The organism is Gluconobacter sp., assembly GCF_047723935.1.
In the GTDB taxonomy this organism is placed as follows: Bacteria; Pseudomonadota; Alphaproteobacteria; order Acetobacterales; family Acetobacteraceae; genus Gluconobacter.
Genome location: NZ_JBDOBO010000001.1, coordinates 133,292 through 146,444, shown reverse-complemented (window position 1 = coordinate 146,444; position 13,153 = coordinate 133,292). Strand labels below are relative to the sequence as shown.

Sequence of the window (13,153 nt, the reverse complement as noted above, 5' to 3'; positions counted from 1 at the left end):
TCTTCTCGGAAGACGGGCACTGAAACAGCTGGTTAGAAGAGCTGGAACTTCCTGTGCGGCATGAACCGCTGGTCTTCTGACTATCCGGTCACACTAGCAAAGCGGTGAAGTTTACATCGCCGTTCTCTATGTCACACTGTCGTTCGAAGAAGTTGGTAACGGAGGGGGCAGAAACTCCGCAATATCACTGATGGTCTCTGCTAGACTTAGCCGGCGGACCTCAACACCATTCGGGAAAGCTGAGAGCAGGCGAGACGGCATTCGGCGATCAAGCATCACGAAAACACCCCTGTCGTCGCCCCTCCGGATCAGGCGGCCGAAAGCCTGTCTTAAGCGCATTCTGGTAATGCGATCGTCATAATCACCAGGTCGTCCTTCAGAGAGAAGGCGGCGTCTCTCGCGATGCAGGATATCCGGGCGCGGCCATGGTGTCTTTTCAAACACCACCATGCGTAATGCTTCTCCCGGAACGTCCACACCATCCCGCATAGCATCGGTGCCCAATAAGCAACTGTGGGTTTCCGTGCGGAAGACATCGACGAGTGTCGCGTTGTCCATCGCATCAACATGCTGGGCATATACGGGGAAGCCCTGAGCCTCCAGCGGCTCGTTAATGCGACGATGGACCTCGCGAAGCCGACGGATTGCCGTGAAAAGCCCAAGAGCTCCCCCACCCGCTGCTTCGAATAGTGCTCGAAATGCATGGGCAAGAGACGCAATTTCGACGGAAACGTCGGTCACAACATAAGCGCGTGTCTGCTTGGCGTAATCGAACGGGCTCATGAGCGAAGCGCGGATTGGTGGCTTCATGAAATGCGTGGCCCCAAGCCGCAGCTCGGCCGCGTGCCAGCTTTCTTCTCCATCTTCTGAGCCGGTCTGATCGCGTAAAGTGGCAGATGTCAAAAGCAGACCGTGAGCTGGGGTCTGAATAGTCGACGCAAATGGAATTGTCGGGTCCAGCCAGTGACGATAGAGGCCCACGTCATGGTCCCCCTGCGCCCCGCGTGTTCTGGGAAGACGTTCAGTCCGGATGAAATCAATATGGACGGGTGTCAGGTCAGGTTCGGGGGGCGTCTGAAGGGCATCCAGCATTCCGACCCAGCCTGTAACGCGGCTGATGGCGCGGCGATGCAAAGTCCGGATGAAAGCCTCGATCCGCTGGCGCGTGGGGGCTTCCATTTCCGGATCGTCTTCTACCGTTGCTTCAAGCCGTTTTGTCAGCTGGATCAGTGGGGTTTGAAGGCGCCGCAACGCTCTCGCCAAGTCTTCTGCGCTCGTCCGCACTGTATCATTCGTGGGATGCAGATCGCACTCGGTGGAAATGTATGTGGTGTCCTGTTGTAGGCCTTGGGTGCGTCGGGCTTTAAGCTGATGGTAGAGGGCCTGAAGAAACAGTTCGGCAGGGTTATCCAGTTCCGGCGCGGGTGCCATGAGCGGAAGAAACGCGGGTGCTTCGTCTTCCTGCGGAACCGGCGCGTCCATTCCGTTTTTCAGTCTTACGCTCCAGCCCGGAGCTGGCAGCGCTCGGGCAGCTTGCAGCACGGCATGAAGTGGAGCGTCTATTGTCGGAATACGTTCAACCAGATCATCAAGGCGCCGCAAGAGGCCTCGTGCTCTGGATCGGCTCCCCTCTGCGCCCAGAAGCCAGCGTCTGAGTTCGGCTGTTTCAAGTCCTGACAGAACCATGGCAAACGCGCTGTCTGCTGCTTCAGGGACGTGATGTCCTTCATCGAAAACATATCGCGTTGGCGTCGTATCTTCATCGGGGAGGCCGGGAGGTGCGAGAGCAGTCCAGGCCGCCTGCGACATGACAAGCGCATGGTTGGCCACAACAAGATCTGCCTGTCTGGCACGACGAATACCATGTTCCACGAAGCAGGTTTGGTAATGTGGGCAGGCAGCATGGATGCATTCGCCACGCCTGTCTGCCACACCGTGCAACGTACCCTGGCCGAAGAGATCGCCGAACCATCCCGGGAGGTCGCCACCAATCAGATCACCGTCGCGGCTCGCTTCAGCCCATCGTGCAAGAAGACTGAGGGGAAGCAGGGCTGCCGCTCCGTCATTTCCCCGAGAGGTGGCGGCATTGAGCAGATCTTCCATATTCAGGAGGCACAAGTAGTTCTCACGTCCTTTGCGGACGACGACCTTTTGTCTCAGCGTTGCTTCATCGGGATAGAGACGATGAAGTTCCTGCTCGATCTGCCTTTGAAGATGTCGCGTGTAAGTGCTGACCCAGACGGCTCCATCATTCTGCTCAGCCCACAGGCTTGCGGGCGCAATATAGCCAAGGGTTTTCCCCGTGCCTGTTCCAGCTTCAGCAAGTACGACATTGGGCGATCCGAGCGTCTCCCGGGGCTCGAAAGCCGCAGTGGCCACAGATGCAAAGTCGGCCTGTCCGGGGCGTGCTTCTGCATTCTTGCCAAGTATCTGGCGTAGTCTTTCACGCGCGGCCTGCGGCGAAACGGGCTGGCTGCCGGGAGCTGGTCTGGGGGCTGTTTCCTCCCAGCGTGGCAGGCGGCGCCAGACGCGTACGGCATCATAAGGATGCGCACTGCCCGGATCGGAGGCTGTGCCGATGGCATCCGCGACTTCGCCGCTCCAGATCCATCCGGCGCGCGTCAGTGGGAGCAACAGAGCGCGCAGGCGCTTTCCTTCGGGAGTGTCGGCTTTTTCTCTTAATTTTCCGAGAAGAGTCTCGCAGAGCAGTGGCAGGAGGTCCGCCGTAGTGATTTCTGGTGGCGTCAGTCCAAGTGCAATAGCCAGTCCACGCGGTGTGGGGGCGACGGTTGTGGCGGGACACACGAACAGAAACAGATCCAGAAGATCAAACCACGGGACGGGCTGGGACAGCGGCGTAAGATCGAGGGCGCGCAGGGCTGCTGGGCCATGAACAAGAAGCGGAGGAGGAAGTTGTGACAGCTTCTCCCGTACTTCGTCAGCAGGAAGATCCAGAAGCTCACCATCGGGTGTCAAAAGAGAGGACAGGCCTCGTCTCGCGACAAGAGCAGGTGCGTCAAACGGAGATGGGAAAGATGGCAAGCGCGGCATTGCGGTCAGTCTAACTGGAAGGATAGGAGCGAGCGAGTGCTTTAAGGAACAGACCGTGAAAGAACGAGGTTGCGTATGCTGTCATGTCACTGCTGGGAGGATTTTGACACATTTCGTCATGGTTTGACGCCTGTGCAGAAACTTCGTTTGCTCTCGTACTGCTTGACCCGCGATACGTGTCTGCCTACGTTTTCCGGTAATCATGCACAATTCCAGAACACATATCATCCCGCCCCTCGCACCTGACGCGCCGCTTCCAAAAGCATGGCCGTTCGAAGAGGCAAAAAAAATTGCCGCGCATGTTGGCGCGCGCGACCCAAAAGTGCCTGCCCTGCTTGAGACGGGATATGGCCCGTCCGGGCTGCCGCACATCGGTACGTTTGGCGAAGTGGCCCGTACGACCTGGGTTCGGCAGGCTTTTGAGGCTCTGACAGGCCGTCCGACACGCTTGCTCGCGTTCTCGGATGACATGGACGCCTTGCGCAAGGTTCCAACGAATGTGCCGCAGCAGGAACTGCTGGCAAAGCACCTGGGTCTGCCTCTGACCCGCGTTCCCGACCCCTTCGATGAATACGAAAGTTTCGCTGCTCACAATAATGCCCGCCTGCGCCAGTTTCTTGACGGTTTCGGCTTCGACTACGAATTCGCGTCCGCGACGGACTATTATACGAGCGGGACATTTGATGCTGCACTTCGGCGGATGCTCGAAGTGCATGACGAGGTTGTTGCGACCATTATTCCGACACTTGGTCCGGAGCGCCGCGCGACTTACTCGCCTGTTCTGCCGATCCACCCTGAAACGGGGCAGGTGATGCAGGTTCCGATCATCAAGGTGGACCCGGATGCCGGAACAGTTGTCTGGAAGGACGAAGCCGGCAAGACGTTTGAAACATCCGTCTTCGGTGGACACGCCAAGATGCAGTGGAAGGCCGACTGGGCCATGCGCTGGTATGCTCTGGGTGTCGATTATGAAATGTCCGGCAAGGATCTGATCGATAGCGTGAAGCTGTCTTCGAAGATCTGCCGTATTCTGGGTAAGCAGCCGCCTGCCGGACTGACCTATGAGCTGTTCCTCGATGCTCAGGGTCAGAAAATCAGCAAGTCAAAAGGCAATGGTCTGTCTGTCGAGGAGTGGCTGCGTTACGGCACGCCGGAAAGCCTCGGCCAGTACATGTACCAGCAGCCTACGCGTGCAAAGCGTCTGTTCTTTGACGTTATCCCCCGGGCAACGGATGACTACCTGACACTCGTTCAGAAGGCTGAGACGCAGGAACCGGTAGATCTGATGGCAAATCCGGTCTGGTTCATTCACGGCGGAACTGTGCGCCCGGAAGATACCAGCCCGGTTTCCTACACAGCGCTGCTAAATCTCGCGAACGTGGCAAATGCGGACAATCCAGAGACACTCTGGAAATTCCTGCGTCGCTATGACGAGACGCTGTCGCCAGAAACGCATCCGTATGTCGACAAGCTCGTTCGTTGCGCTCTGACGTACTTCCAGGAGCAGGTGTACCCGAACAAGGTCTATCGTGATCCGTCCGAGACTGAACGAAAGGGTCTTGAGGACCTAGCTGTCGCTCTGGAGAAGCTCCCTGTCCATACGCCTCCTGGCGATGTGCAGGATGTCGTGTTCGAGGTCGGCAAGCGCTACTTTGAGAAATCTGAACTGCGCTCCTGGTTTGGTTGCCTGTACGAAGTGCTGTTGGGTCAAAGCGAAGGCCCGCGCTTCGGCATTTTCGCGTCCCTCTTCGGTTTGCCTGAGACTGTGGCCCTGATCCGGGGTGCACTGGCTCGTCCGGCTGCCGGGACGTCTCAGGTCTGACGTCGATGTGCCCGCCTCGGGAAGACGACTGGCAAAATGATGGGCTTGCTCTCGACGTGGACGACGAGAGCGGGCCTGTCAAAAGCCGCTGGAAGTTACTGCTGACACGTGCTCCGGCAATTGTCGGGCTCGTGCTTTTGATTGCCGCCGTTGTGGTGATCTGGCGTGAGCTGCGCAATCTCTCCCTGCGGGACATTGCCAGAAGCCTTAGCGATATTCCGGATGGTGCGCTTCTGGCGGGAGCCGGGGCGACGCTCCTGTCGTATTTTATTCTGTCGTTTTACGATCGCTTGGCCTGTCTGCATGTCAGAGCCAATGTTTCGTTCAAGCGCTCTTCTTTTGCGGCATTCTGTTCTTACGTCCTGTCGCATAATCTTGGCTGTGCAGCGATTTCGGGTGCTGCGGTGCGGTTTCGGCTTTATCGGAGTTGGGGTGTCGCCCCTGCGGATATTGCCCAGATCATTGCCTTCTGCTCAGCAACCTATCTGCTGGGAACGCTGGCGCTGGTCGGAAGTATTCTGACCATTGAGCCGCATGCCATTCCGGTTCTGTCCCATCTGCCCGCTTTTCTGCTGCGGCTGGCTGGTCTTGGATGCGGGGGTATTCTGGCTGCGTATGTCGTTTTCTCTCGTATTCGTCGACATGTAAAAATCTGGCGTTACGAGATTGAAATTCCCAGCACGGGTATAGCAATCGCGCAGATTGCAGTCAGTGCTGCTGACATGGCTGCCACCGCTCTGATTGCTTACAGTGTGCTGCCGCCGTTGCCTCCGGAAGCCCATTTTGGCTTCGGGACATTCCTTGCCATTTATATCGCGTCTTACACAGCAGGCCTGGTGGCGAGCGTTCCAGGAGGGCTGGGCGTTTTTGACAGTGCCATGCTCCTGGCCTTGCGGCCGTATCTTCCTGTGCCGGAAATCATGGGTGCGATCCTCGTTTTCCGCCTGTTTTACTACATTATTCCGCTGGTCATGGCGGGTCTGATGTTTGCCGGGCATGAACTGTTCCTGCGTGGAGAGCAGGCCTTGGTTTCTGCTGGGCAGGCACCAAGGCGTATCCGTCCGAGCCAAGTGGTTCGGGAGTCTGAAGCGGACTTCTCTGTCACCATTGCAACCAGCGTTCAGGCTGTAGCCGGAATTCTTCTCGTCTTTTATGCGCTGGTCGCTGAACTGCCACCTTTGCGGACGTCACTCGGTGCTGCGGTTTCGCAGATTGCAGACTTGTTCCTTACCGTATCGGGCGTTGCTCTTGTTGGGCTGGCTCTAGGGCTTTCCCAGCGCGTCGCTCTTGCATGGAAGGTTTCTCTGGGCGTTCTGGGTGCATCGGTTGTCTTGCTGGTGCTTCGTCATGCGCCATGGGAAGCTCCGGTAGCGCTGGGCCTTGTCATGCTACTGATCGCACCGTTCCGGAATTGCTACTACCGTAGAGCGCACCTTCTCGTAGCTCCGCTGACGCCAGCCATGCTGGCGCCAATGTCTTTGTGGGCGCTAGGCCTTGTTGGCGTAGGTTGGGTTGCTGTGCAGCGGCATCTGGGTCCAATCTGGTGGCGCTCCATGATTTATGACGCGCACACGGCGATCGGGCGGTGGTTTCTTGGGCTGTCTGCGCTTTGTGGTCTGTTTGCGCTCTGGGTGGGAATGCGGAGAACACGCATTCGTTTTGAGGCCTGGAACGCGGAGAACGAAAGCCATTATCGAAGCCTGTCACATGCTTTACAGGAACTGGGACCGCATCGCCCGAGTGGCTTGCTGCATGATGAAGCAGGTCGAGCCGCCATTCCATTTTTCCGTACAGGTCAGTTCATTATTGGCCTCGGCGATCCGGCAGGAGCCGAGCGTAACTGTATCGCGGCTATCTGGCGACTAAGGGATCTGGCACGTCAGGAAGGCCGAAAACTTGCATTTGTGCGTGTTGGCCAGTCTCTGATGGCGGTTTATAATGACCTTGGTCTTACGGTCTGTCTGGAAGGGCGGGCAGGGACGATCTGCTGTTTTTCCGAGGATTATCGCATGATCCGGGCTTTCCTCATGGGAGAAGAGCGGCGGGCGCGTAAGAAGCGGGCGTCGTGTCGTCCAGATGTTGCATCAGGCACCACAGGTTCATGAGCCTCCCTCCCAGTCTGGGTAATGCGGTCAACAGTTGGCTGATTGCATTTCCAGCGCTGTTCTCGATCATCAACCCTCTTGGTGCCTCTCTGATCTTCGCTCAGGCGACAGAAGGGCGGACGCGCAAAGAGGTGATTGAACTGGCACGGCTCGTCGCGCTGAATTCCCTCGCGATTCTGTTGGTGTCCATCTGGTTTGGTAGCTGGATCCTGAGTTTCTTTGGTATCAGCATGAATGCCCTTCGCATTACGGGTGGTCTGGTTGTGGCTTCACGTGCATGGGTCATGTTGCAGCAGCCCGAAACAAGTGAAGCGCGGAAAGAAAAGCAGGCTCTTCAGGGCGGCCGAACTGTTGCCGCGCCAGATCTCAAAGAGCGTGCATTCTTTCCGCTGGCTATGCCATTTACGGTAGGGCCCGGCAGCATCTCCGTCGCTATTGCTCTCAGTTCGTCATGTCCGCCGCATATGCCCGCGCCCGACTATTATATGGGAGTCTCGGCTGCCGCGACGGCTATGGGCATCGTCGTTGCCATCGCATACGCCTATGCCGAGCGGATTGTTTCGATGCTTGGCATCACCGGTGCACGCATCGTTAGTCGTCTTGCGGCATTGATTCTTCTGGCGATCGGAATTCAGATTTTCATCTCAGGCGTGCAGGGTGTTCTTGTTGATACGCTGAGTCTGGCTCGACACTAATATCTCAATCTGAATTAAGGATTTTCTGGACCTGTTCCCGAAGAGCGGGGATGACTTCTTCCTGAAACCACGGTGCTCTTTTTTCCCAGACACCCGTTCTCCAGGATGGGTGGGGTAGGGGGAAATAGTTGTCGGGCAGATAATGGCGGAAGTTTCTGACGCGCTCTGTGACTGACCCGCGACCCAAGACGTGATTCTGGGAATAACTACCAACCAATAATGTAAGGCGAAGAGCGGGCATCAGGGATAAAACCCTGTTTCTCCAGATTGGTGCGCATTCCGGGCGGGGAGGGCAGTCTCCCCCTTTGGGGAGTCTTCCCGGGTAACAGAGACCCATTGGCAGAATTGCGACCTGTCTGGTGTCATAGAATATGTCTTCCGAGAGTCCGAGCCACTCTCTGAGACGAACTCCGGACGGATCCTTGAAAGACGTGTTGCTGAGATGGGCTTTGGTTCCAGGGGCCTGACTCGCAATCAGGAGCCTGGAGGTTGCCGAAACGTGGATCAGCGGACGTGCACCAAGAGGAAGGTGCTCTTCACAGACCCGGCAAGCGCGGACTTCGCGAACCAGAGCTGTCAGGCGATCTTGTGTCGTTGGGCTGGAAATCATTCATCCTCAGGAAGAAGTGGCATTTCAGGGTGCCAGGCATATTCGGCCTGCGCGACATAGACGTGCTGGTCGTAACCGCGGAGACTCTCAAAGAGCGTAACGTGCTCGACAGGCATTGGCTCACTTCTGAAGAGATTATGTCTCTGAACCCAGCGAACTGCGTCAGCTCTCTGCGTTGTTGCGAGATGGCCGAGAGTGACGCTGGGTTGGAAGCGGCGTTTGGCAGGCGCGCATCCTGCTTTTCGGAGTGTTTTTTCCACTTGTGCCTGAAGCGTCTCCAGAGCAGCAGATCGTTCGATGCCTATTGTCAGGCTGTCAGCTGTCATGCCCTCTCGCAGCCCGGCACCCGAAAACGAGATATCGAACGGCTTCCAGGACAGTCGGGAAAGGGCGAGATCGATCTCGCCCATCACATAGCGATCGGTAATTTCACCAATGAAGCGCAACGCCAGATGGTAATTTTCCGACGGCACCCATTGCACGCCAGGGAGCGTTCCACGGAGGAGAGCAAGCGCTTCGCGCTGGGAGGGGGAGAGGTCGAGTGCGACAAAAAGTCTCAAGAGGCTCGTTTCCCGAGGAAATGAAACACAGATATGAAGGGTCTTCTTGACCGTACAGTGAAAAGCCCCACATTCAGGGAAAGTACGGGCGAGCTTGTAAGGTTCGTCAAGCGCCCTTTTTAAAAGGGCCTTTTACTGGAAAAGGTGTCATGGCTTTTAATTCCAACTTCGGCAGGGCCGGCACTCAGGCAGGCGCAGGCAGTCTCGATGCCGGTCTCCGCGCCTATATGTGCCGCGTCTTCAACTGGATGGCGATTGGCCTCGTTGTCACGGGGCTCGTTGCTTATGGCGTGGCGGAAACCTCTCTGCGCACGCTGTTCTTTCACATTGCAGAAACTTCAAGCGGCGCATTTGTGCTGCGGCCCACATTCCTGGGCGGCATCATGATCTTCGCGCCTCTGGCGTTCGTGATGGTCCTGTCCTTCGGGATCAACCGGCTGTCGCGCCCCGCAGTGCAGGCGATCTTCCTGCTCTTTAGTGCGACGATGGGGGCCAGTATGGCCAGCTTGCTGCTGAGTTATACGGGTGTTTCCGTCGCACGGACGTTCTTCATCAGTGCGGCAATGTTCGGCGGTATGGCTCTGTGGGGATACACCACGGGGGCGAACCTTCTTCGACTCGGTTCCTTCCTGTTCATGGGCCTGATTGGCCTCATGATCGCGATGGTTGTGAACATCTTCCTGCACAGTGCACCGCTGGCAATGCTCGTTTCTCTAATCGGAGTTGCGCTTTTTACAGGTCTTGCGGCTTACGATACCCAGCGTATCAAGATTAACTACCAGCAATATATGTCGTTTGCGTCTTCGGATGATATTGCTCGACTAAGCATTTACGATGCGCTGTCGATGTATCTCAATTTCGTGAACCTCTTTCAGTTTCTTATTCAGTTCACGGGTGTACGCTCCAGTAATAGCGACTGACAGTACATTAGCGTTACTCGAAAGTTTCCAGAGGGAGCGACAGTCAATGTCGCTCCCTTTCTTGTTTGCGGACTAAAAAGGTCTTGAATTATTTCCGTCCCATTCGGGAAGGTTTACATTAAAAAATTGTAACTTTATCGTTTAATGAAAGCGGTAATGAAATCAAATGTGGCGAAAAACAGCCATTTGCAGGGGAGAGAGGGTCATGCCCCATCCCTCACGAAATCCGTGATAAGCCTTGTCTTCCGGGCGATTCAGGCAGAAAAAACCTGAGGAACCGGGACAGTCGTGTCCCATGCTGAATGAATTTCAGGATCGGATCTTTGATCCGGTTCCTGACGTCAGGATACGAACGAGAAAGGTAGCAGACTATGGCAGCGTTCGGCGGCACTGATGCGGACCTTATCGTGTCAAACCGTTTCCCGGCGACTACTGCAAGCCGGAACGGATGATGAAAGCAGGACCGATGAAAAAACTCTGGCGATATCTCCCAGCGTTGCCGGCGCTGATGCTATCGGGTTGCACGGTTGATCTGCTTCAGCCGCGCGGTCCGATCGCAGAAATGAACCGCGATGTCATGGTGGCAGAATTTGTCATCATGATGTTCGTTGTGGTTCCGACCTGTATCGCAACGCTTTACTTTGCTTGGAAGTATCGTGCTTCCAACACCCAGGCCGAGTATCTGCCGACCTGGGATCACTCAACTAAGATTGAGTATGTTATCTGGGGCGTACCTTCCCTGATCATTATCGCTCTTGGCGCGATCAGCTGGTACAGCACCCACGCTTACGACCCGTACCGCCCAATCCAGACGGCTGATAATGTTAAGCCGCTGAACGTTCAGGTGGTCTCTCTCGACTGGAAATGGCTGTTCATCTATCCGGATCTGGGGATCGCAACGATCAACCAGCTGGATGTCCCGACGAACACGCCGCTGAACTTCCAGATCACCTCTGACACCGTCATGACGTCTTTCTTCATCCCACGTCTGGGATCGATGATTTACTCCATGCCAGGCCAGCAGACGCAGCTGCATCTTCTTGCAACTGAGTCCGGTGATTATCTGGGTGAAGCTTCCCAGTTCAGTGGTCGCGGTTTCTCTGACATGAAGTTCCGCACCCTCGCCATGGCGCCTGAAGAATTCAGTGCCTGGGTCGAGAAGGTTAAGAGCGGCAGCGAAAACCTCGATGACACGACATATCCGAAGTATTCTGCCCCGCAGGAAGCTGCGCCGGTTCAGTACTTCGCGCATGTCCAGCCGGATCTCTTCGACGGCATCGTCGCCAAGTACAACAATGGCATGATGGTTGAGAAGACGACGGGCAAGGTCATGCATATGCAGTCCGCTTCCAGCGCTGCACCGTCCGACACTGGCATGAAGGAATAACCGACAGATGCTCGGAAAACTCTCCCTTTCAGCCATACCTTTCGATGTGCCGATCCTTGTCGGCACATTCCTGGGTGTGGCTGTCATCGGCCTTGCCGTGCTGGGTGCCGTTACTTACTTCGGTAAGTGGGGTTACCTGTGGCGTGAATGGCTGACGACAGTCGACCATAAGCGCCTTGCCGTGATGTATATCATCCTGGCAATTGTCATGCTGTTCCGCGGCTTCGCGGACGCCATCATGATGCGTACCCAGCTCGCGCTGGCCTATGCCGGTAACCCTGGTTACCTTCCGCCACACCACTACGACCAGATCTTCTCCGCTCACGGCACGATCATGATTTTCTTCATGGCCATGGCGTTCATGACGGGGCTGCTCAACCTGGTGGTGCCTCTCCAGATCGGTGCGCGCGACGTTGCGTTCCCGTTCCTGAACTCGCTCAGCTTCTATATGACGCTGGTCGGCGCCCTTCTGATCAATCTTTCACTGTTCATCGGTGAGTTTGCTCAGTGCGGTTGGCTGGTTTACCCGCCTCTGTCCGAGATGCAGTTCAGCCCGGGCGTCGGCGTTGACTACTACATCTGGGCCGTTCAGATTTCCGGTGTCGGAACGCTTCTGACGGGCGTGAACTTCTTCACGACCATCGTTAAGATGCGTGCTCCTGGCATGGGCTGGATGCAGATGCCGGTCTTCACCTGGACAGCGTTCTGCACGACCGTGCTGATCATGGTGTCCTTCCCGGTTCTGACGGTTACGCTGGCACTGCTCAGCCTCGACCGTTACCTCGGCATGCACTTCTTCACGAACGATGCCGGCGGCAACGTCATGCTGTATCTGAGCATGATCTGGACCTGGGGCCATCCGGAAGTTTACATCCTGGTCATCCCGGCCTTCGGTGTTTTCTCTGAAGTTACCTCAACGTTCTCCCGCAAGCCGCTCTTCGGCTACAACACGATGGTTTACGCTACGTGCTCCATCATGGTGCTGTCGTTCGTCGTGTGGGTGCATCACTTCTTCACCATGGGCGCAGGCGCCAACGTCAATACCTTCTTCGGTATCATGACGATGGTTATCGCAGTCCCGACTGGCGTGAAGATCTTCAACTGGCTGTTCACCATGTATAAGGGACGTGTTGAATTCACGGCTCCGATGTACTGGACGATCGGCTTCATGATCACCTTCTCCATCGGTGGCATGACGGGCGTCATGATGGCCATGCCGGCCGCTGACTGGATCCTTCACAACTCCCTGTTCCTCATTGCCCATTTCCACAACGTCATCATCGGCGGCGTGTACTTCGGTTACATTGCAGGTATGGGCTTCTGGTTCCCGAAGGCTTTCGGCTTCAAGCTGAACGAAGCCTGGGGCAAGCGCGCGTTCTGGTGCTGGTTCGTTGGCTTCTATCTTGCCTTCGTTCCGCTCTATGTCCTCGGTCTCGAAGGCATGACGCGTCGTATGAACCACTACGACAATCCGGACTGGCGTCCGTGGCTGCTGATTGCAGAAGCTGGTGCGGTTGTTATCGCTCTGGGTATCGTCTGCCAGCTCACGCAGCTTTACGTCTCCATCCGTGACCGTAACCTGCCGGAAAATCTCGACCTGACGGGCGATCCGTGGGGTGGCCGTACGCTGGAGTGGTCCATTTCTTCTCCGCCGCCGGCTTATAACTTCGCAGTTATCCCGGACATCCACGGTCTGGACACGTTCCACACCGAGAAGCAGCTTGGCCGTCGTGCACACAACAAGCCACTTGCTCCGATCCACATGCCGAAGAACACCGCTGCTGGTGCCTTCATCGGTGCGTTCGCCTTCATCCTGGGCTTCGGTGCAATCTGGTACATCTGGTGGATGGCTGGTCTTGGTCTGATCGGTATCGCTGCCACCATGATCATGCGCAGTGCAAACCGTGATATCGACTACTACGTCCCTGTCAGCGAAATCGAGCACAACGAGGAAGTCTATTCCCGTCGTATCGCCGCTGCTCAGGCAGCAGAGTAAGGGGGGC

Annotated in this window: 9 protein-coding genes; 6 read left to right on the top strand and 3 right to left on the bottom strand. The window is 56.4% G+C overall.

Annotated features, from left to right (window positions below; translation table 11 throughout):
* Positions 1 to 126 precede the first annotated feature (126 nt).
* Positions 127 to 3,051 carry an ATP-dependent DNA helicase gene (locus tag ABF979_RS00665; RefSeq protein ID WP_415557330.1) on the bottom strand — a complete coding sequence of 975 codons (2,925 nt, stop codon included), beginning with the start codon at positions 3,049 to 3,051 and terminating at the stop codon, positions 127 to 129.
* 202 nt (positions 3,052 to 3,253) lie between these two features.
* On the opposite strand from ABF979_RS00665, the gene ABF979_RS00660 reads away from it, so the two are divergent.
* Genes ABF979_RS00660 through ABF979_RS00650 form a run of 3 tightly spaced genes read left to right on the top strand, consistent with a single transcriptional unit; the run spans position 3,254 to position 7,673 of the window.
* Positions 3,254 to 4,873 carry a lysine--tRNA ligase gene (locus ABF979_RS00660; RefSeq protein ID WP_415557329.1) on the top strand — a complete coding sequence of 540 codons (1,620 nt, stop codon included), beginning with the start codon at positions 3,254 to 3,256 and terminating at the stop codon, positions 4,871 to 4,873.
* 5 nt (positions 4,874 to 4,878) lie between these two features.
* Positions 4,879 to 6,978 (top strand): lysylphosphatidylglycerol synthase domain-containing protein, encoded by a 2,100-nt coding sequence (locus ABF979_RS00655; protein WP_415557328.1) that lies wholly within the window; start codon positions 4,879 to 4,881, stop codon positions 6,976 to 6,978.
* Positions 6,975 to 7,673, top strand: coding sequence for a MarC family protein (locus ABF979_RS00650; RefSeq protein WP_415557327.1), 699 nt, complete (start codon positions 6,975 to 6,977; stop codon positions 7,671 to 7,673). The genes ABF979_RS00655 and ABF979_RS00650 overlap by 4 nt, the downstream gene beginning before the upstream one ends.
* Before the next feature lie 4 nt (positions 7,674 to 7,677).
* Here the strand turns inward: ABF979_RS00650 and ABF979_RS00645 are convergent, their stop codons facing one another.
* Both ABF979_RS00645 and thpR read right to left on the bottom strand, forming a co-directional pair.
* The gene (locus tag ABF979_RS00645) at positions 7,678 to 8,283 is read right to left on the bottom strand and encodes a uracil-DNA glycosylase family protein (protein WP_415557326.1); all 606 of its coding nucleotides are present in this window, start codon (positions 8,281 to 8,283) and stop codon (positions 7,678 to 7,680) included.
* Complete coding sequence (gene thpR, locus ABF979_RS00640) at positions 8,280 to 8,843, bottom strand: RNA 2',3'-cyclic phosphodiesterase (protein ID WP_415557325.1); 564 nt, start codon at positions 8,841 to 8,843, stop codon at positions 8,280 to 8,282. Before thpR ends, ABF979_RS00645 begins: the two co-directional genes overlap by 4 nt.
* A gap of 149 nt (positions 8,844 to 8,992) precedes the next feature.
* Between thpR and ABF979_RS00635 the strand changes: the two genes are divergently transcribed.
* From ABF979_RS00635 to cyoB, 3 genes are all read left to right on the top strand, one after another.
* Entirely contained in the window at positions 8,993 to 9,763 is a 771-nt protein-coding gene (locus ABF979_RS00635) for a Bax inhibitor-1/YccA family protein (RefSeq protein WP_202206594.1), read from the top strand.
* Positions 9,764 to 10,211: 448 nt separating this feature from the next.
* Positions 10,212 to 11,150, top strand: a complete 939-nt coding sequence (gene cyoA / locus ABF979_RS00630; RefSeq protein WP_046899644.1) for a ubiquinol oxidase subunit II — start codon at positions 10,212 to 10,214, stop codon at positions 11,148 to 11,150.
* Between the two features lie 7 nt (positions 11,151 to 11,157).
* A complete protein-coding gene (cyoB, locus tag ABF979_RS00625; RefSeq protein WP_086634522.1) occupies positions 11,158 to 13,146 on the top strand; it encodes a cytochrome o ubiquinol oxidase subunit I in 1,989 nt (662 codons plus the stop codon).
* The last annotated feature ends 7 nt before the right edge of the window (positions 13,147 to 13,153 follow it).

What these genes read in the sequence shown, in the direction of transcription:
- ABF979_RS00645 (WP_415557326.1), bottom strand. Translation starts at nt 8,283, where the DNA reads ATGATTTCCAGCCCAACGACACAAGATCGCCTGACAGCTCTGGTTCGC.
- ABF979_RS00650 (WP_415557327.1), top strand. Translation starts at nt 6,975, where the DNA reads ATGAGCCTCCCTCCCAGTCTGGGTAATGCGGTCAACAGTTGGCTGATT.
- cyoB (WP_086634522.1), top strand. Translation starts at nt 11,158, where the DNA reads ATGCTCGGAAAACTCTCCCTTTCAGCCATACCTTTCGATGTGCCGATC.
- ABF979_RS00655 (WP_415557328.1), top strand. Translation starts at nt 4,879, where the DNA reads ATGTGCCCGCCTCGGGAAGACGACTGGCAAAATGATGGGCTTGCTCTC.
- ABF979_RS00665 (WP_415557330.1), bottom strand. Translation starts at nt 3,051, where the DNA reads ATGCCGCGCTTGCCATCTTTCCCATCTCCGTTTGACGCACCTGCTCTT.
- ABF979_RS00660 (WP_415557329.1), top strand. Translation starts at nt 3,254, where the DNA reads ATGCACAATTCCAGAACACATATCATCCCGCCCCTCGCACCTGACGCG.
- ABF979_RS00635 (WP_202206594.1), top strand. Translation starts at nt 8,993, where the DNA reads ATGGCTTTTAATTCCAACTTCGGCAGGGCCGGCACTCAGGCAGGCGCA.
- cyoA (WP_046899644.1), top strand. Translation starts at nt 10,212, where the DNA reads ATGATGAAAGCAGGACCGATGAAAAAACTCTGGCGATATCTCCCAGCG.